This is a genomic window from Kitasatospora albolonga, assembly GCA_002082585.1.
GTDB classification, from domain to species: Bacteria; Actinomycetota; Actinomycetes; order Streptomycetales; family Streptomycetaceae; genus Streptomyces; species Streptomyces stephensoniae.
In genome coordinates this window covers 957,395-980,138 of the sequence record CP020563.1, presented here as the reverse complement: position 1 = coordinate 980,138, position 22,744 = coordinate 957,395, and the positions used below count along the sequence as shown (strand labels likewise).

Here is a 22,744-nt window from a genome sequence, read left to right as displayed (position 1 = left end):
CCGTTGAAAGGACCGGGCCCCGGCGACGGTAGCGTGTGGGCCCGTGACCGTAACCCTCATCGTCTGGATCGTCGTCGCCCTCGTCGCGATCGGCGTCTACCTCAGCTGGACCGCCGGCCGCCTCGACCGCCTGCACTCCCGGATCGACGCCGCCCGCGCCGCACTCGACGCCCAGCTCCTGCGCCGCGCCTCGGTCACCCAGGAGCTGGCCACCTCCGGCGTCCTGGACCCGGCCGCCTCCATCGTCCTGTACGAGGCCGCGCACGCCGCCCGGCAGGCCGAGGAGGACCACCGCGAGGTCGCCGAGAGCGAGCTGAGCGCCGCCCTGCGCGCCGTCTTCGGCGAACCGGCCCAGGTGGAGGCGGTGAAGGAGGTCCCCGGCGGCGAGGACGCGGCCACCGAACTGGCCGCCGCCGTACGCCGCGTACCCATGGCCCGGCGCTTCCACAACGACTCCGTACGCGCCGCCCGCGCCCTGCGCCGGCACCGTACGGTACGGCTGTTCCGGCTGGCCGGGCACGCCCCGTTCCCGCTCGCCTTCGAGATGGACGACGCCCCTCCGGTGGCGCTGGCGGACCGGCCGGGGGCCTGAGAGCGAACCGCCCGGGGCCTGAGAGCGAACCGCCGGGGACCTGAGAGCGGACCGCCCGGGGCCTGAGCCCGACTGCCCAGTGGCCTGGGCCCGGCCCGCCCGGGGACCTGACACCGGACCGCCCCGGCACCCGGGCCGGGAGCGGATACGGGGCCAAAACGATCCACAGCCTCCCTATTGGCCCTTGCTGTGGACCGGTGCCACAGCGTTTGCTCGGCGATGCAGTAATTCAGCGTCTTTCACCGAGTGAGGTCCCGTGTCCACGCTTCCCAGCACCCCGCAGTCCGCCGAGTCCCCCGCCACCGGCACCGCCCGCGTCAAGCGCGGCATGGCCGAGCAGCTCAAGGGCGGCGTGATCATGGACGTCGTCGACGCCGAGCAGGCGAAGATCGCCGAGGACGCGGGCGCCGTGGCTGTCATGGCCCTGGAGCGGGTCCCGGCCGACATCCGCAAGGACGGCGGCGTGGCCCGGATGTCCGACCCCAACATGATCGAGGAGATCATCGGGGCCGTCTCCATCCCCGTCATGGCCAAGTCCCGCATCGGCCACTTCGTCGAGGCCCAGGTCCTCCAGTCCCTCGGCGTCGACTACATCGACGAGTCCGAGGTCCTCACCCCGGCCGACGAGGTCAACCACAGCGACAAGTTCGCCTTCACCACCCCCTTCGTCTGTGGCGCCACCAACCTGGGCGAGGCCCTGCGCCGCATCGCCGAGGGCGCGGCCATGATCCGCTCCAAGGGCGAGGCAGGCACCGGCAACGTCGTCGAGGCCGTCCGCCACCTGCGCCAGATCAAGAACGAGATCGCCAAGCTGCGCGGCTTCGACAACAACGAGCTGTACGCCGCCGCCAAGGACCTGCGCGCCCCCTACGAGCTGGTCAAGGAGGTCGCGGAGCTCGGCAAGCTGCCCGTCGTCCTCTTCTCCGCCGGTGGTGTCGCCACCCCGGCCGACGCCGCGCTGATGCGCCAGCTCGGCGCCGAGGGCGTCTTCGTCGGCTCCGGCATCTTCAAGTCCGGCGACCCGGCCAAGCGCGCCGCCGCCATCGTGAAGGCCACCACCTTCTACGACGACCCCAAGGTCATCGCGGACGCCTCCCGCAACCTGGGCGAGGCCATGGTCGGCATCAACTGCGACACCCTGCCCGAGTCCGAGCGCTACGCCAACCGCGGCTGGTAACCACTGATGAGCGACACCCCTGTGATCGGTGTCCTGGCGCTCCAGGGCGACGTACGGGAGCACCTGATCGCCCTGGCCTCGGCGGACGCCCTGGCCAGGCCGGTCCGGCGCCCCGAGGAGCTCGCCGAGGTCGACGGCCTGGTCATCCCCGGCGGCGAGTCCACCACCATGTCCAAGCTGGCGGTCCTCTTCGGCATGATGGAGCCGCTGCGCGAGCGGGTCCGGGCCGGGATGCCGGTCTACGGCACCTGCGCCGGGATGATCCTGCTGGCCGAGAAGATCCTGGACCCGCGCTCGGGCCAGGAGACCGTCGGCGGCATCGACATGATCGTGCGGCGCAACGCCTTCGGACGGCAGAACGAGTCCTTCGAAGCGGCGGTCGAGGTCGCCGGGATCGAGGGCGGCCCGGTGGAGGGCGTGTTCATCCGCGCCCCCTGGGTGGAGTCCGTCGGGGCCGAGGCCGAGGTCATCGCGGAGCACGGCGGCCACATCGTGGCCGTGCGGCAGCGGAATGTCCTCGCCACGTCGTTCCATCCCGAACTGACCGGCGACCACCGTATGCACGCGCTCTTCGTGGACATGGTGCGCGCGGTGAAGTGAGCGGACCCCGGTAGGATCTCTCGGGTTCGACTCGATTTTGGTGACGCGAAGGAGAAGGCAGATGTCCGGCCACTCTAAATGGGCTACGACGAAGCACAAGAAGGCCGTGATTGACGCCAAGCGCGGCAAGCTCTTCGCGAAGCTGATCAAGAACATCGAGGTCGCGGCGCGTTCCGGCGGCGTGGACCCCGATGGAAACCCGACCCTCGTCGACGCCATCCAGAAGGCGAAGAAGAGTTCCGTCCCGAACAAGAACATCGAATCCGCCGTCAAGCGCGGCGGCGGACTCGAGGCGGGCGGGACCGACTACGAGACGATCATGTACGAGGGGTACGGCCCCAACGGTGTCGCGGTGCTCATCGAGTGCCTCACCGACAACCGCAACCGTGCCGCCTCCGACGTACGTGTCGCGATGACCCGGAACGGCGGCTCGATGGCCGACCCGGGCTCCGTCTCGTACCTCTTCAACCGCAAGGGCGTCGTGATCGTCCCCAAGGGCGAGCTGACCGAGGACGACGTCCTCGGCGCGGTGCTCGACGCGGGTGCGGAGGAGGTCAACGACCTGGGCGAGACCTTCGAGGTGGTCAGCGAGGCCACCGACATGGTCGCGGTGCGCACCGCGCTCCAGGAGGCGGGCATCGACTACGACTCCGCCGAGGCCAACTTCCTGCCGACCATGCAGGTCGAGCTGGACGAAGAGGGCGCGCGCAAGATCTTCAAGCTCATCGACGCGCTGGAGGACAGCGACGACGTGCAGAACGTCTTCGCCAACTTCGACGTGTCCGACGAGGTCATGGAGAAGGTCGACGCCTGAGGCGCGGCCGGCACAGCACGGAACGGCGGGCCGACGGGGACACCCCGTCGGCCCGCCGTCTTGTCGGTTCCGACGGTTTGTCAGTGCGAGCCGATAGCCTGCGGGAACAGATGAACGAGTGGGCGTGGCGAGCAGCGAGGACAGGGGGCTCCATGCGGGTTCTGGGCATTGACCCGGGACTGACCCGGTGCGGTGTCGGCGTGGTCGAGGGGGTGGCGGGCCGCCCGCTGACCATGCTCGGCGTCGGCGTCGTCCGTACCCCGGCCGACGCGGAGCTGGGGGACCGGCTCGTCGCCGTCGAGCAGGGCATAGAAGCCTGGCTCGACGAGTACGCCCCGGGTTATGTGGCCGTGGAGCGCGTCTTCGCCCAGCACAACGTCCGTACGGTGATGGGCACGGCCCAGGCCAGCGCGGTGGCCATGCTCTGCGCCGCCCGCCGGGGCATCCCGGTCGCCCTGCACACGCCCAGCGAGGTCAAGGCCGCCGTCACCGGCTCCGGCCGCGCGGAGAAGGCCCAGGTCGGGGCGATGGTGACCCGGCTGCTGAGGCTGGACGCCCCGCCCAGGCCCGCCGACGCCGCCGACGCCCTGGCCCTGGCGATCTGCCACATCTGGCGGGCCCCCGCGCAGAACAGGCTCCAGCAGGCGGTAGCGGCCCACCGCACCCAGGGCACGGCCCGGGTGCCGGGGACTTCCCGTAACCCCGGCGCCTCCCGCACGACAGGTGAGTCCACCACGTCCCGTACGGCGTCCGGCACGTCCCGCACACCGGGTACGTCCGGCACGCCTGTCACATCCCGCACGCCGGGCGCGTCCGCCGCCTCCCGTACGGCTGGCATCCCAGGCGCGTCCGCCACCTCCCGTACCCCCACCACGTCCCGTACGGCAGGCACGGCAGGCACGGCAGGCCCGTCCCGTACGGCAGGCACGCCCGCGCCGCCCTCCACGTCCGCCGCCGCCCCCCGTACCTCCGGCGCACCCGACACCCCCCGCATCTCCCGCACGCTGAAAGGCCCCGCCGCATGATCGCCTTCGTCTCCGGCCCGGTGGCCGCTCTCGCCCCGGCCACGGCCGTCATCGAGGTCGGCGGCATCGGTATGGCCCTCCAGTGCACCCCGCAGACCCTGGCCGGGCTGCGCGTCGGCCAGGAGGCCAGGCTCGCCACCTCCCTCGTCGTCCGCGAGGACTCCCTCACGCTGTACGGCTTCGCCGACGACGACGAGCGGCAGGTCTTCGAGCTGCTTCAGACCGCCAGCGGCGTCGGCCCCCGGCTCGCGCAGGCCATGCTCGCCACCCACAGCCCCGACGCGCTGCGCCTGGCCGTCTCCACCGGGGACGAGAAGGCGCTGACCGCCGTCTCCGGCATCGGGAAGAAGGGCGCCCAGAAGCTGCTGCTGGAGCTCAAGGACCGGCTCGGCGCCCCGGTCGGCGCGCACATCGGCCAGCAGGGCACCGGCACCCCCGCGACCTCGGGCTGGCGCGACCAGCTCCAAGCCGCGCTGATCGGCCTCGGTTACGCGAGCCGTGAGGCGGAGGAGGCCGTCACCGCCGTCGCCCCGCAGGCGGAGGCGGCCGTCGCCGAGGGTGCCGCACCCCCCGTGCCGCAGCTGCTGCGGGCCGCCCTGCAGACTCTCAACCGCGCACGCTGACCGGCACCGAACCACCGAAGAGGCCCCGAAATGAACTGGGACGAGACCGGACCCGAGACCGACGAGCCCACCGGGCCCGTCTTCGACGACCGGCTGGTCGACGCTGACGCGGACGGTGAGGACACCGCGGTCGAGGCGGCCCTGCGCCCCAAGGACCTGGAGGAGTTCGTCGGCCAGGAAAAGGTCCGTGAACAGCTCGACCTGGTGCTCAAGGCGGCCCGCGCCCGGGGCGCCACCGCCGACCACGTGCTGCTCTCCGGCGCCCCCGGCCTCGGCAAGACCACCCTCTCCATGATCATCGCGGCGGAGATGAACGCCCCGATCCGGATCACCTCGGGCCCCGCCATCCAGCACGCGGGCGACCTCGCGGCGATCCTCTCCTCCCTCCAGGAGGGCGAGGTCCTCTTCCTCGACGAGATCCACCGCATGTCCCGGCCCGCCGAGGAGATGCTCTACATGGCGATGGAGGACTTCCGCGTCGACGTCATCGTCGGCAAGGGCCCCGGCGCCACCGCGATCCCGCTGGAGCTGCCCCCCTTCACCCTGGTCGGGGCAACCACCCGGGCCGGACTGCTCCCGCCCCCGCTGCGCGACCGCTTCGGCTTCACCGGCCACATGGAGTTCTACGCCCCCACCGAGCTGGAGCGCGTCATCCACCGCTCTGCCCGCCTGCTAGACGTCGGCATCGACGCCGAGGGCGCCGCCGAGATCGCCGGACGCTCCCGGGGCACCCCCCGTATCGCCAACCGGCTGCTGCGCCGGGTCCGGGACTACGCCCAGGTCAAGGCCGAGGGCACGATCGACCGGGAGATCGCGGCGGCGGCCCTCAAGGTGTACGAGGTTGACGCCAGGGGCCTCGATCGGCTGGACCGCGCGGTGCTCGGCGCGCTGCTGAAACTGTTCGGCGGCGGCCCGGTCGGCCTGTCCACCCTGGCGGTCGCCGTGGGGGAGGAGCGCGAGACCGTCGAGGAGGTCGCCGAACCCTTCCTCGTACGGGAAGGACTGCTGGCCAGGACGCCGCGCGGGCGGGTGGCCACCCCGGCCGCCTGGGCCCACCTGGGACTCGTTCCGCCGCAGCACGGCGCAAAGGGACAACAGGGTCTGTTCGGGGCGTGATGCGTCACAGGTTGGCTTCGAGCGGAACCGGGGTGCCATGCTGGGCGTTGTTCCAACGATGCGGACTCGCTTAGACTCCGCCGATGCCGCCCTTACAGGTCGGTATACCCACCCCCGTATATAGAGGCCGCATTTCCAGCGCGGTCGTGCGAAGGAATTCCCGTCCCGTGGATATCTTGACTCTCCTCCCCTTCATCGTGCTCATCGGGGCCATGTTCCTGATGACCCGCTCCGCCAAGAAGAAGCAGGCGGCGGCCGCGCAGATGCGCAACGACATGCAGCCCGGTACCGGCGTCCGGACGATCGGGGGCATGTACGCGACCGTCAAGGAAGTCCACGACGACACCGTGCTCCTTGAGGTCGCCCCCGGCGTGCACGCCATCTACGCGAAGAACGCGGTCGGCGCCGTCCTGGACGACGCGGAGTACAACCGCATCGTGCACGGCGACGACGACGAGCTGGACGCGGACGGAACGGTCGTTCCCGACGACGCCTCCTCCCTGACCGGTGAGCCCGACGCGGACAAGGCGGACATCGCCAAGATCGACCTGGGCAAGGACGAGGCGGCCGACGCCGCCGAGCCCCAGGACGACGCGACGGCCAAGAACGTCAAGGACGCCAAGGGCGAGGGCAAGGCCGACGGCGAGACCGACACCAAGTAGTTCTCACGGCCCCGGGGACGTCGCGCGCCCATCGGCGCGCGGCGTCCCCGGGGCCGTAGAGGTCGTCGGCGGGGGGTGGGCCCCCACATCACTTCATGGCCGCCCGAGCGGGCACCCGACGCTGGGCGCGGTCGGACAGGGAGAAACGAGAAGGTGGCAGCACCAAACAAGGGCCGAGGGCCGTCCGGCGGTCATGGAAGGCCGGGGCGTGCCCTGGCTCTGATCCTCATTGCCATGGTCGCGCTCGCCGGCGGGATGTTCCTGTCCGGACACACCACACCGAGGCTGGGCATCGACCTCGCCGGTGGTACGTCGATCACTCTGGAAGCGCAGAACCAGCCCGGCAAGCCGAACGCGATCAACCCGACCAACATGGACACCGCGGTCGGGATCATCGAACGGCGTGTCAACGGGCTCGGCGTTTCCGAGGCAGAGGTTCAGACCCAGGGCCGCGCCAACATCATTGTCAACATCCCCAAGGGGACCGACTCCAAGCAGGCCCAGGAGCAGGTCGGCACCACCGCCCAGCTCTACTTCCGGCCCGTTCTGACGGTGGCGGCCAGCGGTCCCGAGCAGCCCGCGCCCTCCGCCTCCCCGACCCCGTCGGGCAGCGCCTCGCCGAGCGCCGACGCCTCCGCGAAGCCCGAGGACAAGCCCGAGGAGGCCACCGGTACGGAGGCCACCCCCTCAGCGAGCGCCACCACCCAGGGCCGCGCGGTCACCGGGGCCCTGAAGAAGGACCCCACGCCGACCCCCACGGGCTCCGGCGAGCCGAAGCCGTCCGACAGCCCGGAGGCCCAGCCCTCCGCGGACCCTGCGATGGCCAAGCTCCAGGAGGAGTTCGCCAAGCTCGACTGCACGGACCCCGAGCAGCGCGCGGAGGCGGGCAAGAACGCCCTGGCCACCGAGCCGATCATCGCCTGCGGTTCGAACGTCCCCGGCAGCTACGAGAAGTACGTGCTCGGCCCCGCCGAGGTCTCCGGCAGCGACGTCGACGACGCCCAGGGCGCCATCGACCAGCAGACCGGTGAGTGGATCGTGTCGATGGAGTTCACCTCCGCCGGCGCCAAGAAGTTCCAGACGATCACCAGCCGGCTCTCGCAGCAGCAGCCGCCGATGAACCAGTTCGCCATCGTCCTCGACGGCGAGGTCGTCTCCGCGCCCTCGGTGCGCACGGCGCTCAGCAAGAACGCCCAGATCTCCGGCAGCTTCGACCAGCAGTCCGCCGAGGACCTCGGCAACATCCTCTCCTACGGTGCGCTGCCGCTCACCTTCAAGGAGATGAGCGTCACCACCGTGACCGCCGCCCTCGGCAGCGAGCAGCTCAAGGGGGGCCTGATCGCAGGCGCCATCGGGCTGGTGCTGGTCGTGATCTACATGGTCGCCTACTACCGGGGGCTGGCGTTCATCGCGCTGCTGAGCCTCCTGGTGTCCGGCATCCTGACGTACACGATCATGTCCTTGCTGGGCCCGGCCATCGGCTTCGCACTGAACCTACCGGCGGTCTGTGGTGCCATCGTCGCGATCGGTATCACAGCGGACTCGTTCATCGTGTACTTCGAACGTGTGAGAGACGAGATCCGCGAGGGCCGCACGCTCCGCCCGGCCATCGAGCGCGCCTGGCCCCGCGCCCGGCGCACCATCCTGGTCTCCGACTTCGTGTCGTTCCTGGCGGCGGCCGTGCTCTTCCTCGTCACTGTCGGCAAGGTCCAGGGCTTCGCGTTCACGCTCGGCCTGACCACGCTGCTCGACGTCGTCGTGGTGTTCTTCTTCACCAAGCCCCTCATGACGCTGATGGGCCGGACGAAGTTCTTCGCCAAGGGCGGTCCCTGGTCGGGTCTGGACCCGAAGCGGCTCGGCGCACAGCCTCCGCTGCGCCGCTCGCGCCGTGTCAGCGCTTCCACCGAACCGAAGGAGGCGTGAGATGTCGCGACTCGGCGATCTCGGCGCCAAGCTCTACCGGGGTGAGGTCGGCTACGACTTCATCCGCAACCGCAAGATCTGGTACGGCGTCTCCATCCTGATCACCATCACCGCCATCATCGGTGTGGCGGTCGGCGGCCTCCGCATGGGCATCGAGTTCCAGGGCGGCGCGGTCTTCACGACCGACACCAAGGCCAAGATCTCCACCTCCCAGGCCACGGAGGTGGCGACCGAGGCATCGGGCCACATGGCCATCGTCCAGGAGCTCGGCAACGGCGGTCTGCGCATCCAGATCACCGAGGTCGACACCGCAAAGGCGAACGAGATCAAGGAGACGCTCTCCGACGAGCTCGGTATCCCCGCCGAGGAGATCAACGCGGACCTGGTCGGCCCCAGCTGGGGTGAGCAGATCGCCAACAAGGCGTGGATGGGCCTCGGGATCTTCATGGTCCTGGTGGTGATCTATCTGGCCATCGCGTTCGAGTGGCGGATGGCCGTCGCCGCCCTCATCGCGCTGATCCACGACATCACCATCACGGTCGGTGTCTACGCCCTGGTCGGCTTCGAGGTCACCCCGGGTACGGTGATCGGTCTGCTGACCATTCTCGGTTACTCCCTGTACGACACGGTGGTCGTCTTCGACAGCCTCAAGGAGGGCCAGAAGGACATCACCCAGCAGACCCGCTTCACGTACAGCGAGATCGCCAACCGGTCGATCAACAGCACGCTGGTCCGCTCGATCAACACCACCGTGGTCGCGCTGCTGCCGGTGGCCGGTCTGCTCTTCATCGGTGGCGGTGTCCTCGGCGCGGGCATGCTGAACGACATCTCGCTGTCGCTGTTCGTCGGCCTCGCCGCCGGTGCGTACTCCTCGATCTTCATCGCCACACCGCTCGTCGCCGACCTCAAGGAACGCGACCCGCAGATGAAGGCCCTGAAGAAGCGGGTGCTCGCCAAGCGGGCCGCCGCCGAGGCCCGGGGCGACTCCCCCGAGGACGACGGTCCCGCCCGCCCGCAGGACCGGGCCGGTCAGGGCGCGGAGACCGCGGGCGCCGCGGTCGGCCGGCCCCGGCAGCCCCGGGGCCACGGCCGCACACCGGGGAAGCGCTGATGACCAGCACCACCGAGTCCACCAGGGAGCTGCTGCTCAGCCGTATCCGCGATGTCGCGGACTACCCGAAGCCGGGCGTGATGTTCAAGGACATCACCCCGCTCCTGGCGGACCCGGTGGCCTTCACGGCCCTCACCGACGCCCTCGCGGAGCTGTGCGCCCTGCACGGCGCCACGAAGATCGTCGGCCTGGAGGCGCGCGGCTTCATCCTGGCCGCGCCCGTCGCGGTCCGGGCGGGCATCGGCTTCGTCCCCGTCCGCAAGGCCGGGAAGCTTCCCGGAGCCACGCTCAGCCAGTCCTACGAGCTGGAGTACGGCAGCGCGGAGATCGAGATCCACGCCGAGGACCTCGCCGCCGAGGACCGGATCATGGTCATCGATGACGTCCTGGCCACCGGCGGCACCGCCGAAGCCTCGCTGGAGCTGATCCGGCGGGCCGGAGCCCAGGTCGCGGGCGTCGCGGTCCTCATGGAGCTCGGCTTCCTCGCGGGCCGGGCCCGGCTGGAGCCGGGACTGCGCGGCGCTCCGCTGGAGGCGCTGATCACGGTCTGAGCGTCTTGTGAAGAAAAAGGGCGGGCAACGCATGTTGCCCGCCCTTTTTCTTCACTTCGACTTGTCGCGAGGTGGAACAAAGAATTCCGAATATTCCCCGGCGGATTAAATCGCTGTATCTTTCCGAGGGGCCGTGTGATGATCACTCCGTACGTGATGTTCTGTGAGCGGAGTGAAATGTCGAAAGCTGTCGATCGCCGATTCGTGAAGACCGTGGGAGTGTTCGCCGGTGCCCTGGGGCTGGCGCTGATGTCCACGGCTGCCTACGCGGGGACGAACGCGTACGCGCTGACCACCGACAGCAGCCCCGGGGGCCGTGCCGGATTCGATCACGACGGGCCCGGGGCGGAGGAGGAGTTCCTCTCGGTCTGTGACCAGAAGGCGGACGGGTACCGCGCCACCGTCGAGGCGTCGTGGTCCGGCGGCAGCATCCGCCTGGACGCCGCGAGCGGCAAGGGCACGTGCAAGCACACGACGAGTTCCTTCAACATTCCCGAAGGCAGGACGGTCACTTTCAAGGTGTGTCTGCGTGACGGATATTCGGGCACTCCCAAGTTCTGTGCGACGAGCAAGGGTGTTGCCTGACGGGGGGACCGGTGAAAGGAATCCTCATTCAAGCCATTGAGTGGCGGATTCCCTGACCGAGATCAGTGCGCAGGGTGCATCGCTCATTCTCCGGCGGGTTCGAGGCACAGCCGAATCATCGGATGGGGCCCTCGGGAAGAGCGGTTCGTATGGCCGAAATTCTCGGTACCGCCGGGCGATGACGTGTGCTGGACCCGCTTGAACGTGTGCCCCCGGACCGGGCCCGGTCCGGGGGCACACGTCCTTCGTCGTCCGAGCTCTCAGCCCAAGCTCTCACCGTCCCCGGGCGAGGACCTGCCGGGGGATCGTTACCATGGGCTCTCCGGGTACCCCGGACACGCACGAGGAGCGCTCTTGCCAGACGAGGCCCAGTCAGCCGCCGCCCCGCAGCCCGACAAGCCCGTGGCGTCCCCCGCCACGCCCCGGACGGCCGCGCCCTCGAACGCGCCGAAGCCCGCGCCCCCGGAGCCCGCCGCGACCTCCGAGCGCCCCCGGGCCGCCGCGCCCCCCGCCGGACAGCCGAAACCGGCCACGCCCGCGAGCCCGGCGCCGAAGGCATCCGGGAAGGGCCCGGCGTCCGAACCCCCCGCCTCCGGGACCTCCGGGAAACCGGCCGCCACACCCCCGCCGAAGCCCCCGGCCCCCACCCCGCCCCCGGCGCCCGTGAAGCCCGCCGCCCCGGCCGGTTCCGCGTCGTCCCGCTCCGGCGGCTCCTCCAACCGCGTGCGGGCCCGCCTCGCCCGGCTGGGCGTTCAGCGCTCCAGCCCGTACAACCCGGTTCTGGAGCCCCTCCTCCGTACGGTCCGGGGCAACGACCCCAAGATCGAGACGGCCACCCTCCGCCAGATCGAGCGCGCCTACCAGGTGGCCGAGCGCTGGCACCGCGGCCAGAAGCGCAAGAGCGGCGACCCGTACATCACGCACCCGCTCGCCGTCACCACGATCCTGGCCGAGCTCGGCATGGACCCGGCCACCCTGATGGCCGGGCTGCTCCACGACACCGTCGAGGACACCGAGTACGGCCTGGACACCCTCAGGCGCGAGTTCGGCGACCAGGTCGCCCTGCTCGTCGACGGCGTCACCAAGCTGGACAAGGTCAAGTTCGGCGAGGCCGCCCAGGCCGAGACCGTACGCAAGATGGTCGTCGCCATGGCCAAGGACCCCCGGGTCCTCGTCATCAAGCTCGCCGACCGGCTGCACAACATGCGCACCATGCGCTACCTCAAGCGGGAGAAGCAGGAGAAGAAGGCCCGCGAGACGCTGGAGATCTACGCCCCGCTGGCGCACCGGCTGGGCATGAACACCATCAAGTGGGAGCTGGAGGACCTCGCTTTCGCGATCCTCTACCCCAAGATGTACGACGAGATCGTCCGCCTCGTCGCCGAGCGGGCCCCCAAGCGCGACGAGTACCTCGCCATAGTGACCGACGAGGTCCAGGCCGACCTGCGCGCCGCCCGCATCAAGGCCACCGTCACCGGCCGCCCCAAGCACTACTACAGCGTCTACCAGAAGATGATCGTGCGGGGCCGCGACTTCGCCGAGATCTACGACCTGGTGGGGATTCGGGTACTTGTCGACACCGTCCGCGACTGCTACGCGGCGCTCGGCACCGTCCACGCCCGGTGGAACCCGGTGCCCGGGCGGTTCAAGGACTACATCGCGATGCCCAAGTTCAACATGTACCAGTCGCTGCACACCACGGTGATCGGTCCCAGCGGCAAGCCCGTCGAGCTCCAGATCCGTACGTTCGACATGCACCGCCGCGCCGAGTACGGCATCGCCGCCCACTGGAAGTACAAGCAGGAGGCCGTCGCGGGCGCCTCCAAGGTCCGTACCGACGTCCCCAAGAACACCGGACGCGGCCAGGACACCGTCAACGACATGGCGTGGCTGCGCCAGCTCCTGGACTGGCAGAAGGAGACCGAGGACCCCAGCGAGTTCCTGGAGTCCCTGCGCTTCGACCTCTCGCGCAACGAGGTCTTCGTCTTCACACCGAAGGGCGACGTGATAGCGCTGCCGGCCGGCGCGACCCCCGTCGACTTCGCGTACGCCGTCCACACCGAGGTCGGCCACCGGACCATAGGAGCACGTGTCAACGGGCGGCTCGTCCCGCTCGAGTCGACGCTCGACAACGGCGACCTGGTGGAGGTCTTCACCTCCAAGGCGGCCGGGGCGGGCCCCTCCCGGGACTGGCTGGGCTTCGTCAAGTCACCCCGCGCCCGCAACAAGATCCGCGCCTGGTTCTCCAAGGAGCGCCGTGACGAGGCCATCGAGCAGGGCAAGGACGCCATCGCGCGGGCCATGCGCAAGCAGAACCTGCCGATCCAGCGCATCCTGACCGGCGACTCCCTGGTCACCCTCGCCCACGAGATGCGCTACCCCGACATCTCCTCGCTGTACGCGGCGATCGGCGAGGGCCATGTCGCGGCGGCCGGTGTCGTACAGAAGCTGGTGCAGGCGCTCGGCGGCCACGACGAGGCCAACGAGGATCTGGCCGAATCCACCCCGCCCTCGCACGGCGGCCGCAGCAAGCGCCGGGCCAACGCGGACCCCGGTGTGGTTGTCAAGGGCGTCGAGGACGTCTGGGTCAAGCTCGCCCGCTGCTGCACGCCCGTCCCCGGCGACCCGATCATCGGCTTCGTCACCCGGGGCAGCGGCGTCTCCGTGCACCGCGCCGACTGTGTCAACGTGGAGTCGCTCTCGCAGCAGCCCGAGCGCATCCTCGACGTCGAATGGGCCCCCACCCAGTCCTCGGTCTTCCTGGTCGCCATCCAGGTCGAGGCGCTGGACCGCTCCCGGCTCCTCTCCGACGTCACCCGCATCCTCTCCGACCAGCACGTCAACATCCTCTCGGCGGCCGTCCAGACCTCCCGCGACCGGGTGGCCACCTCGCGCTTCACCTTCGAGATGGGCGACCCGAAGCATCTGGGCCATGTCCTGAAGGCCGTACGCGGCGTGGAGGGCGTCTACGACGTCTACCGGGTCACCTCGGCCCGCAGGCCGTAGGAGCGACAACGGAGCCGTAACGGCGGCAACGGAAAAGCCCCGGTACGCGATGCGTACCGGGGCTTTTGCGCGGGGTCTCAGCCGCCGAACTCCTCCAGGCCCTTCAGCGCCTGGTCCAGCAGCGCCTGGCGGCCCTCCAGCTCCTTGGCCAGCTTGTCCGCGCGGGCGTTGTTGCCCTGGGCGCGCGCGGTGTCGATCTGGCCGCGCAGCTTGTCCACGGCCGCCTGGAGCTGACCGGTCAGACCCTCGGCGCGGGCCCGCGCCTCCGGGTTCGTCCGGCGCCACTCGGACTCCTCGGACTCCTGGAGCGCCCGCTCCACCGCCTGCATCCGGCCCTCGACCTTGGGACGGGCATCACGCGGTACGTGGCCGATGGCCTCCCAGCGCTCGTTGATGGACCGGAACGCGGCGCGGGCCGCCTTCAGGTCCTTCACCGGCACCAGCTTCTCGGCCTCGGCGGCGAGCTCCTCCTTCAGCTTGAGGTTCTCGCCCTGCTCGGCGTCCCGCTCCGCGAAGACCTCGCCGCGGGCGGCGAAGAAGACGTCCTGGGCGCCGCGGAATCGGTACCACAGATCGTCCTCGGCCTCGCGCTGGGCGCGGCCCGCCGCCTTCCACTCGGTCATCAGGTCGCGGTAGCGCGCGGCCGTGCCGACCCAGTCCGTCGAACCGGAGAGGGACTCGGCCTCGGTGACCAGCTTCTCCTTGGCCTTGCGGGCCTCCTCGCGCTGGGCGTCCAGCGCGGCGAAGTGCGCCTTGCGCCGCTTGGAGAACGCCGAGCGGGCGTGCGAGAAGCGGTGCCACAGCTCGTCGTCCGACTTGCGGTCCAGCCGGGGGAGACCCTTCCAGGTGTCCACCAGCGCCCGCAGCCGCTCACCCGCCGAGCGCCACTGCTCGCTCCTGGCCAGCTCCTCGGCCTCGGCGACCAGCGCTTCCTTGGCCTGCTTGGCCTCGTCGGTCTGCTTGGCCTTGAGGGCCTTGCGCTCCTCGCGCCGCGCCTCGACCGTCGCCACGAGCGCGTCCAGCCGCTTGCGCAGCGCGTCCAGGTCGCCCACCGCGTGGTGCTCGTCCACCTGCTGCCGCAGATGGTCGATCGCGGTCGTCGCGTCCTTCGCCGACAGATCGGTGGTCTTCACCCGCCGTTCGAGGAGGCCGATCTCGACCACAATGCCGTCGTACTTGCGCTCGAAATAGGCCAGAGCCTCCTCAGGCGAACCGGCCTGCCACGATCCGACGACCTGCTCGCCGTCGGCTGTACGCACGTACACGGTGCCCGTCTCATCGACGCGGCCCCACGGGTCGCTGCTCACAGCGCCTCCTCCACCTGATGCCTGCGAGGGGGTTCGCCCCCCGGGCATCGTCCACAGTTTCCTCGGGCGGGCCTCGCCCGCCCTGCACAACGCCAATCTAGGCGACCGGCCGCCCGGCTGTCCGCACTCAGCGCGGCCGAAATTCTCCGCCCCCGCCCGGCTGCTCCGGGCGGGAGCACGGCCCCCGGGCCGCCGGCCGGATCAGTCCTTCTTCACGGTCGCCTTCTCGATCTCCACGGCCTTCTTCGGCGCACCGTCGCCCATGCCGCCCTCGACCCCCGCCGCGCCGACCTTCTCGACGGCCTTCAGGGACTCCTTGTCGAGCGTGCCGAACGGGGTGTAGGTGGGGGGCAGCTTCGTGTCCTTGTAGACCAGGAAGAACTGGCTGCCGCCGGAGCCCGGCTGACCGGTGTTGGCCATCGCCACCGTGCCCGCGGGGAACGTCACCGTCCCGTCGGCCCCCGCCTCGCCGAGCGCGGTGAGGTTCTCGTCCGGGATGTTGTAACCGGGGCCGCCCGTGCCGTCGCCCTTCGGGTCGCCGCACTGGAGGACGAAGATGCCCTGGGTGGTGAGCCGGTGGCACTTCGTCTCGTCGAAGTAGCCCTTGTCGGCGAGCGCCTTGAAGGAGTTCGTCGTGTGCGGGGTCTTCGCCGCGTCCATGGAGAACGCGATGTCCCCCTGGCTCGTGGCGAGCGACATCGTGTACGACGCCTTCTTGTCGATCGTCATCGGAGGCTCGGGAGCCTTGCTCTCGCTCTCCTCCGGCGTCGGCTCCGGGCTCTGGCTCGCCGCCGTGTCCTTCTTCTTGTCCTCGTCGTCGCCGAACCTGTCCGCCACGACGAAGGCGCTCACGCCCACCACGGCGGTCACGGCCACCGCCGACGCGACGATCACGGTGATCCGCCTCGTCCTGCGGCGGGCCTCCTCCCGGCGCTTCTGCTGGCGCTCGTACTTCAGCCGGGCGTTCTGCCGCCGCCGCTGTTCGCTGCTGGACACCGGTTGGGCTCCTTGTCACATCATGGGATCGGGGGCTGGGCTGCCCGTACCGTATATGGGTTACCTGTGTCATGAGGAGCGCCGGTAGGCTCTGATCCACCGCATCCATCGCTGCGGACGCATCCTCCGGACGAACATTAAGGACGATCGTGCTCATTGCCGGGTTCCCCGCCGGGGCCTGGGGGACCAATTGCTATCTGGTCGCCCCCGCCGCCGGTGAGGAGTGCGTGATCATCGACCCGGGCCACCAGGCCACCCAGGGCGTCGAGGAAGCGCTGAAGAAGCATCGGCTCAAGCCCGTCGCCGTCGTGCTCACCCACGGCCACATCGACCATGTCGCCTCGGTCGTCCCCGTCTGCGGCGCCCATGACGTCCCCGCCTGGATTCACCCCGAGGACCGCTACATGATGAGCGACCCGGAGAAGGCGCTCGGCCGCTCCATCGGGATGCCGCTCATGGGCGAGCTGACCGTGGGGGAGCCGGACGACGTCAAGGAGCTGACCGACGGGTCGAAGCTGACCCTGGCCGGTCTGGAGTTCGGTGTCTCGCACGCGCCCGGCCATACGAAGGGGTCGGTGACGTTCGGGATGCCCGAGGCCGCGGACATCCCGCCGGTCCTCTTCTCGGGCGACCTGCTCTTCGCCGGCTCCGTCGGACGCACCGACCTGCCCGGCGGCGACCACGCCGAGCTGTTGAAGTCGCTGGCCCGTGTGTGCCTGCCGCTCGACGACTCGACCGTGGTGCTGTCCGGCCACGGCCCCCAGACGACCATCGGCCGCGAGCGCGCCACCAACCCGTTCATGAACGGTCTGGACGCCTCGCCGCGCCGAGGACTGTAGACGAGAGACGTAACCACGTGAGCACCTTCCAGGCCCCCAAGGGCACCTACGACCTGACCCCGCCGGACTCCGCGAAGTTCCTGGCGGTGCGCGAGGCCATCTCCGCACCCCTGCGCGACTCCGGCTACGGCTACATCGAGACGCCCGGCTTCGAGAACGTGGAGCTGTTCGCGCGCGGTGTCGGCGAGTCCACCGACATCGTCACCAAGGAGATGTACACCCTCACCACCAAGGGCGGCGACCAGCTGGCGCTGCGCCCCGAGGGCACCGCCTCCGTCCTGCGCGCCGCCTTGGAGGCCAACCTCCACAAGGCCGGCAACCTCCCCGTCAAGCTCTGGTACTCCGGCTCGTACTACCGCTACGAGCGCCCGCAGAAGGGCCGCTACCGCCACTTCTCGCAGGTCGGCGCCGAGGCCATCGGCACCGAGGACCCGGTCCTGGACGCCGAGCTGATCATCCTCGCCGACCAGGCGTACCGCTCGCTGGGCCTGCGCGAGTTCCGCATCCTGCTGAACTCGCTCGGCGACAAGGAGTGCCGTCCCGTCTACCGCGAGGCGCTCCAGACCTTCCTGCGCGACCTCGACCTCGACGAGGAGACCCGCCGCCGCATCGAGATCAACCCGCTGCGCGTCCTGGACGACAAGCGGGCGGACGTACAGAAGCAGCTCACCGACGCCCCCCGGCTCCGGGACTACCTGTGCGACGCCTGCAAGGCGTACCACGAGGAGGTCCGCGCGCTGCTGACGGCGGCCGGAGTCGTGTACGAGGACGACGAGAAGCTCGTCCGCGGCCTCGACTACTACACCCGCACCACCTTCGAGTTCGTCCACGACGGGCTGGGCTCCCAGTCCGCGGTGGGCGGCGGCGGCCGCTACGACGGGCTCTCCGAGATGATCGGCGGCCCCGCGCTGCCGTCCGTGGGCTGGGCCCTCGGCGTGGACCGCACGGTCCTCGCGCTGGAGGCCGAGGGCGTCGAGCTCGATCTGCCCGTCACCACCAGCGTGTACGCGGTCCCGCTCGGCGAGGAGGCCCGCCGGACCCTGTTCGCCCTCGTCACCGAGCTGCGCCGGGCGGGCATCGCCGCCGACTTCGCGTTCGGCGGCCGGGGCCTGAAGGGCGCGATGAAGAGCGCCAACCGCTCGGGCGCCCGCTACACCCTGGTGGCCGGTGAACGCGATCTGGCCGAGGGCGTCGTCCAGCTCAAGGACATGGAGTCCGGCGAGCAGAGCGCGGTGCCGCTGGCCGGGGCCGTGGCGGAGCTGACGGCCCGGCTCGGCTGAGGAAGCACCGGCTGAGGAAGCACCGGAAGCGGCGCGGGCGGGAAGGACCCCAGGTCCCCCCGCCCGCGCCGCAGCCGTTCCACAGCAGTCCGCGTCACCTGCCCGGGCGGTTCACCGCAGTCCGTTGTGTGTGCCCCGGCCGCTCACAACAGTCCGTTGCGCGTGCCCGGGCCTGTTCACAGCAGTCCGTTGTGCGTGCCCCGGCCGCTCACAGCAGGCCGTGGCGCATCGCCCCGGTCACCGCGGCGGTCCGGTCGCTCACCCCCAGCTTGCCGAAGATCCGCAGCAGATGGGTCTTCACCGTCGACTCCCCGATGAACAGCCGCCGCCCGATCTCCGCGTTGGTGCACCCCTCCGCCACCAGCCGCAGCACCTCCGTCTCGCGCTCCGAGAGCCGGGGCAGCTCCGGCACCCCGCGCAACTGGTCCACCAGCCGGGTCGCCACCGTCGGCGCGAGCACCGTCTCTCCCCGGGCCGCGGCCCGGATCGCCTCCGCCAGCTCACCCCGGCCCAGATCCTTGAGCAGATAGCCGGACGCCCCCGCCTCCACCGCCCGCAGGATGTCGCCGTCACTCTCGTACGTGGTCAGCACCACGACCCGGCAGGGCAGCCCGGCCGCCCTGATCCGGCGGATCGACTCGACGCCCCCGCCGCCGGGCATCCGCAGGTCCATCAGCACGATGTCCGGCAGCAGCTCGGCGCACAGGGCCTCGGCCCGGGGACCGCTGGACGCCTCGCCCACCACGCTCAGGTCCGGCTCGGCGTCGAGCATCCCGCGCAGCCCCTCCCGTACGACGGGGTGGTCGTCGGCCAACAGGACACGGATCATCGGGTACTCCTTCGGGAGGCGTCCGGGGCCGGGGCGGCCGACGGCAGGGGCAGCGGCAGGGTCACGGTCACCGAGGTCCCCGCGCCCGGGGCGCTGCGGACCGCCGCGCCGCCGCCCGCCTCCTCGGCACGGGCCCGCACCCCGTCCAGACCGTAGCCCTCGCGCCGCTTCCGGAGGTCGAAGCCGCACCCCTCGTCCCGTACGGACAGGGTCAGGGCGTCGGGGGCGTACTCCAGCACCACCGACACCGGCACGGACGGGCCCGCGTGCTTACGGGTGTTGGCGAGGGCCTCCTGACAGGAGCGCAGGGCGACCACCTCGTACGCGGTCGGCAGCGGCCGGACCACGCCGGTCACCGTCAGCGGGGCCGGGGCACCGGTCTGCGCGGTGTGCCGGTCGGCCAGCCGGCACAGGGCGTCCGGCAGCGAGGTGCCGGCCAGATCGGCGGGGGAGCCGTCGGCCACCAGCGCCCGTGCCTCGGCGAGGTTCTCCCGCGCGGTCCGCGTCATCAGCGCCACATGCCGCCGGGCCTGCGGCAGATCGTGGTCGAGCTCGGACTCGACGGCCTGGGAGAGCATCAGCAGGCTGGTGAAGCCCTGGGCCAGCGTGTCGTGGATCTCCCGCGACATCCGCTCCCGCTCCGCCAGCGCCCCGTGGGCCGTCGACAGCCGGGCGATCTCCTCGCGGCCCGCCTCCAGCTCGGCGATCAGCGCGGCCCGGTCCCGGCTCTGGGCGATGATCCGCATCGTCCACTGCCCCAGGAACGCGCTGAACGCGAAGGTCGCCACCGCCAGCAGGAACCGGAACCCCGCCTCGCCCACCGTCGGCCGCCACAGCAGCGCCCACCCGGCGAACGGCACCGCGCCCATGATGCCCAGCACCCACAGCGCGTCCCGCAGCCGCAGCAGCATGAAGCACTGCGGGGCCAGCGCGAACGTGACGAGCTGTGTCTCGCCCACCAGCATCGCCGTGGGCAGGAAGAGCAGCATCGCCCCCACCACATAGCAGCGGGCCGGGCCCTCGGCCCTCGTGTCGTCCAGCACGGCCGGGCGGCCGACCAGGACGTACCACGGCAGGTTCAGCGCCACTATCGCCGCCGCCGTGGCCCGGACCGGCCAGGACGGCTGGGCTGCCTCCAGCACCACAGCGAGCGTGACGACCCAGACGACGGCGAAATAGCCGTCCCAGGGGCGCAGCGACCTGACCCAGACGTCGGAGTCCCGGGCCCCGTCCGCCCCGGTCAGCCGTCGCGCCGGCTCTTCCAGCGGAACGTCAGCAGACACAGCAGCAATCCTCCGATGCACCAGGCGCCCAGTACCAGGGCGATCCGTCCGAACTCCCAGCTGCCCGCCTGCTCCAGCACGGCGGCCGAGTCGGGCAGGAACACCCCGCGGAAGCCCTGGCACATCCACTTCAGCGGGAACAGCGCGCCGATGTTCAGCATCCAGCCGGGCAGCTCGCTCGCCGGGATGTAGACACCGGAGATGAATTGGAGCACCAGGAAGGGCAGGATGACCACCGACCCCGCGCTCCGCCCCGACCGGGGCACACTGCTGATCGCGATGCCCAGCAGCGCGCACCCGGCCGTCCCGAGCAGGAAGATCCAGCCGAACGTCAGCCAGGAGACCACGTCCCGGGGCAGGGTGAGATCGAACAGGCCCACCCCGACCAGCAGCAGGAGCACCGCCTCCATCACCCCGGTCACCAGGACCAGCCACACCTTCCCGAGGAAGTAGGCGGCGGGAGGCATCGGGGTGGAGCTCAGCCGGCGCAGCTGCCGCTCGTCGCGCTCGATCGCGATGGAGATGCCGAGCGACTGGAAGCTGGTCGCCATGATGCCCGCCCCGAGCATCGCGGCCACATAGAGCTGCGAGACGGGGACGCCGGTGTCTCCCGCCGTCCCGCTGAAGATCGAGGCGAACAGCACCAGGAAGACGATGGGGAAGGCGAAGGTGAAGACGACCTGGTCGCGCTGGCGGAAGAACTGCTTCAGCTCCAGCCCGCCGCGCAGCAGGCCCAGCCCCCACGCACCGGGCAGGCCGGTCGTGAACGGAGTGCTCGGCGTCGTCATCGGGTCACCTCCGACTGGCCGGTGAGCCGCAGATAGACGTCCTCCAGCGTGGGCCGGGTGACCCACAGCCCGGGGACCTCGCCGCCGAAGCGGTCGGCGAGCGCGGAAATCGTACGGGTAGGGGTCTCGGTCTCCTCCGAGCGCGGGGCTCCGTCCGGCTCCGTCCACCGGACCGTCGCCCGGGTGCCGAACCGGGCCCGCAGCTCCTCGGGGCTCCCCTCGGCGACCGCGGTGCCCGCCGCGACGACGACGAGCCGGTCGGCGAGCGCCTCGGCCTCCTCCAGGTAGTGCGTGGTGAGGAGGATGGTGGTGCCGTCGTCCGCGAGCAGCCGGATCAGCTCCCAGAACTGGTGCCGGGCCGCCGGGTCGAAACCGGTGGTCGGCTCGTCGAGGAGGAGCAGTTCGGGGGAGCCGATCACCCCGAGCGCCACATCGAGGCGGCGCCGCTGACCGCCCGAGAGCGCCTTGATCCGGGACTCCGCCTTCGCCTCCAGACCGACGAGGGCGATGGTCTCCTCGGGGTCGCGCGGGCGCGGGTAGTAGCGGGCGAAATGCCGGACCGTCTCCCGTACCGTCAACTCGGCGGGCGCGGATTCATCCTGCCAGACGATCCCGACCCGGGACCGCCACCGGCGGCCGGCCGTCGCGGGATCGGCGCCGAGGACCTCCACACTCCCGCCGTCCCGGGACCGCTGCCCCTGGAGCACCCCCACACACGTGCTCTTCCCCGCGCCGTTCGGTCCGAGCAGTCCGCACACCTCACCGCGCCGGATGCCCAGGTCCAGGCCGTCCAGCGCCACCGTGCCGCCGTATTTCTTGCGCAGGCCGCGCACGTTCACCACGAGTTCCGTCATGGCTCCGAGCATTCCGCAGAGCCGACGTTTCCCTGCCCACCGGGCGTACACCTTTATGTCCACCGAACGGTTGACCCGTACGGGGGTGCGGCACAATGACCTTGCCCGGCTGACCACTCGGTGACGGAACGGCGATATGACGACTGCAGCGGTAGACCACGACCTCTCCTCCGGCCAGGACGAGGACGGCGGAAAGCGCACCTTCGGGGCCGGACGCGGTCTCGCCCTGCTCCTGGTGATCACCGGCGCGGCCGGGCTGCTGGCCTCCTGGGTCATCACGATCGACAAGTTCAAGCTGCTGGAGGACCCCTCCTTCACGCCGGGGTGCAGCCTCAACCCGGTCGTCGCGTGCGGCAACATCATGAAGAGCGAGCAGGCGTCGGCCTTCGGGTTCCCCAACCCGATGCTCGGCCTGGTCACGTACGGCATGGTCATCGCCATCGGGATGGGCCTGCTCGCCGGGGCCCGCTACCGCAGCTGGTTCTGGCTCGGGCTGAACGCCGGGACCCTGTTCGGCGTCGGCTTCTGCACCTGGCTCCAGTACCAGTCGCTGTACAACATCAACTCGCTCTGCCTCTGGTGCTGCCTGGCCTGGGTCGCCACCATCGTCATGTTCTGCTACGTGACCACGCACAACGTCAAGCACCGCATCCTCCCCGCGCCCGCCTGGCTGCGGAACGGGCTGACCGAGTTCCACTGGGTGCTGCCGGTGATGTGGACCGGGATCATCGGCATGCTGATCCTGACCCGCTGGTGGGACTTCTGGACCAGCTGAGCCCGACC

22 protein-coding genes are annotated in these 22,744 nt (G+C 70.6%); 16 read left to right on the top strand and 6 right to left on the bottom strand.

Features of this window, described 5'->3' with window-relative positions:
* Positions 1 to 43: 43 nt before the first annotated feature.
* The 13 genes from B7C62_04165 (at position 44) to B7C62_04105 (ending at position 13,785) form a co-directional block, all read left to right on the top strand.
* Positions 44 to 592, top strand: a complete 549-nt coding sequence (locus tag B7C62_04165; protein ARF71545.1) for a hypothetical protein — start codon at positions 44 to 46, stop codon at positions 590 to 592.
* Between the two features lie 256 nt (positions 593 to 848).
* Positions 849 to 1,769 (top strand): pyridoxal 5'-phosphate synthase lyase subunit PdxS, encoded by a 921-nt coding sequence (locus B7C62_04160; protein ARF71544.1) that lies wholly within the window; start codon positions 849 to 851, stop codon positions 1,767 to 1,769.
* 6 nt (positions 1,770 to 1,775) lie between these two features.
* Positions 1,776 to 2,369, top strand: a complete 594-nt coding sequence (locus B7C62_04155) for a pyridoxal 5'-phosphate synthase glutaminase subunit PdxT (GenBank protein ID ARF71543.1) — start codon at positions 1,776 to 1,778, stop codon at positions 2,367 to 2,369.
* Between the two features lie 61 nt (positions 2,370 to 2,430).
* A complete protein-coding gene (locus tag B7C62_04150; protein ARF71542.1) occupies positions 2,431 to 3,183 on the top strand; it encodes a YebC/PmpR family DNA-binding transcriptional regulator in 753 nt (250 codons plus the stop codon).
* Positions 3,184 to 3,335: 152 nt separating this feature from the next.
* On the top strand, positions 3,336 to 4,208 hold the full coding sequence (locus tag B7C62_04145; protein ID ARF71541.1) for a crossover junction endodeoxyribonuclease RuvC: 873 nt from the start codon (positions 3,336 to 3,338) through the stop codon (positions 4,206 to 4,208).
* The gene (locus B7C62_04140; protein ARF71540.1) at positions 4,205 to 4,831 is read left to right on the top strand and encodes a Holliday junction branch migration protein RuvA; all 627 of its coding nucleotides are present in this window, start codon (positions 4,205 to 4,207) and stop codon (positions 4,829 to 4,831) included. Before B7C62_04145 ends, B7C62_04140 begins: the two co-directional genes overlap by 4 nt.
* A gap of 30 nt (positions 4,832 to 4,861) precedes the next feature.
* Complete coding sequence (locus B7C62_04135) at positions 4,862 to 5,947, top strand: Holliday junction branch migration DNA helicase RuvB (protein ARF71539.1); 1,086 nt, start codon at positions 4,862 to 4,864, stop codon at positions 5,945 to 5,947.
* Between the two features lie 167 nt (positions 5,948 to 6,114).
* Positions 6,115 to 6,609 carry a preprotein translocase subunit YajC gene (locus B7C62_04130; GenBank protein ID ARF71538.1) on the top strand — a complete coding sequence of 165 codons (495 nt, stop codon included), beginning with the start codon at positions 6,115 to 6,117 and terminating at the stop codon, positions 6,607 to 6,609.
* Positions 6,610 to 6,762: 153 nt separating this feature from the next.
* On the top strand, positions 6,763 to 8,532 hold the full coding sequence (locus B7C62_04125) for a protein translocase subunit SecD (GenBank protein ARF71537.1): 1,770 nt from the start codon (positions 6,763 to 6,765) through the stop codon (positions 8,530 to 8,532).
* Between the two features lies 1 nt (position 8,533).
* A complete protein-coding gene (locus B7C62_04120) occupies positions 8,534 to 9,643 on the top strand; it encodes a protein translocase subunit SecF (GenBank protein ID ARF71536.1) in 1,110 nt (369 codons plus the stop codon).
* A complete protein-coding gene (locus B7C62_04115; GenBank protein ID ARF71535.1) occupies positions 9,643 to 10,194 on the top strand; it encodes an adenine phosphoribosyltransferase in 552 nt (183 codons plus the stop codon). Before B7C62_04120 ends, B7C62_04115 begins: the two co-directional genes overlap by 1 nt.
* A 138-nt stretch (positions 10,195 to 10,332) precedes the next feature.
* Positions 10,333 to 10,779 (top strand): hypothetical protein, encoded by a 447-nt coding sequence (locus B7C62_04110; GenBank protein ID ARF71534.1) that lies wholly within the window; start codon positions 10,333 to 10,335, stop codon positions 10,777 to 10,779.
* 354 nt (positions 10,780 to 11,133) lie between these two features.
* A complete protein-coding gene (locus B7C62_04105) occupies positions 11,134 to 13,785 on the top strand; it encodes a GTP pyrophosphokinase (GenBank protein ARF71533.1) in 2,652 nt (883 codons plus the stop codon).
* Positions 13,786 to 13,862: 77 nt separating this feature from the next.
* Here the strand turns inward: B7C62_04105 and B7C62_04100 are convergent, their stop codons facing one another.
* The gene (locus B7C62_04100; protein ARF71532.1) at positions 13,863 to 15,092 is read right to left on the bottom strand and encodes a DNA repair protein; all 1,230 of its coding nucleotides are present in this window, start codon (positions 15,090 to 15,092) and stop codon (positions 13,863 to 13,865) included.
* A 201-nt stretch (positions 15,093 to 15,293) separates the two neighbouring features.
* Positions 15,294 to 16,088, bottom strand: coding sequence for a peptidylprolyl isomerase (locus B7C62_04095; GenBank protein ID ARF71531.1), 795 nt, complete (start codon positions 16,086 to 16,088; stop codon positions 15,294 to 15,296).
* 149 nt (positions 16,089 to 16,237) lie between these two features.
* Between B7C62_04095 and B7C62_04090 the strand changes: the two genes are divergently transcribed.
* Positions 16,238 to 16,927, top strand: a complete 690-nt coding sequence (locus tag B7C62_04090; GenBank protein ID ARF71530.1) for an MBL fold metallo-hydrolase — start codon at positions 16,238 to 16,240, stop codon at positions 16,925 to 16,927.
* 17 nt (positions 16,928 to 16,944) lie between these two features.
* Positions 16,945 to 18,207: a histidine--tRNA ligase gene (locus tag B7C62_04085; protein ARF71529.1), complete on the top strand. Its 1,263-nt coding sequence runs from the start codon at positions 16,945 to 16,947 to the stop codon at positions 18,205 to 18,207.
* Between the two features lie 208 nt (positions 18,208 to 18,415).
* Here B7C62_04085 and B7C62_04080 read toward each other — a convergent pair whose 3' ends face one another.
* From B7C62_04080 to B7C62_04065, 4 genes are read right to left on the bottom strand one after another with little or no spacing between them, the layout of a single operon-like run.
* Positions 18,416 to 19,036, bottom strand: coding sequence for a DNA-binding response regulator (locus B7C62_04080; protein ARF71528.1), 621 nt, complete (start codon positions 19,034 to 19,036; stop codon positions 18,416 to 18,418).
* A complete protein-coding gene (locus B7C62_04075; protein ID ARF76978.1) occupies positions 19,033 to 20,343 on the bottom strand; it encodes a two-component sensor histidine kinase in 1,311 nt (436 codons plus the stop codon). Before B7C62_04075 ends, B7C62_04080 begins: the two co-directional genes overlap by 4 nt.
* Positions 20,277 to 21,107 (bottom strand): ABC transporter, encoded by an 831-nt coding sequence (locus tag B7C62_04070; GenBank protein ID ARF71527.1) that lies wholly within the window; start codon positions 21,105 to 21,107, stop codon positions 20,277 to 20,279. The genes B7C62_04075 and B7C62_04070 overlap by 67 nt, the downstream gene beginning before the upstream one ends.
* Positions 21,104 to 21,973, bottom strand: coding sequence for an ABC transporter (locus B7C62_04065; GenBank protein ARF71526.1), 870 nt, complete (start codon positions 21,971 to 21,973; stop codon positions 21,104 to 21,106). The genes B7C62_04070 and B7C62_04065 overlap by 4 nt, the downstream gene beginning before the upstream one ends.
* Before the next feature lie 124 nt (positions 21,974 to 22,097).
* Here B7C62_04065 and B7C62_04060 point away from each other — a divergent pair, with 124 nt between their 5' ends.
* Positions 22,098 to 22,736, top strand: coding sequence for a hypothetical protein (locus B7C62_04060; GenBank protein ID ARF71525.1), 639 nt, complete (start codon positions 22,098 to 22,100; stop codon positions 22,734 to 22,736).
* The last annotated feature ends 8 nt before the right edge of the window (positions 22,737 to 22,744 follow it).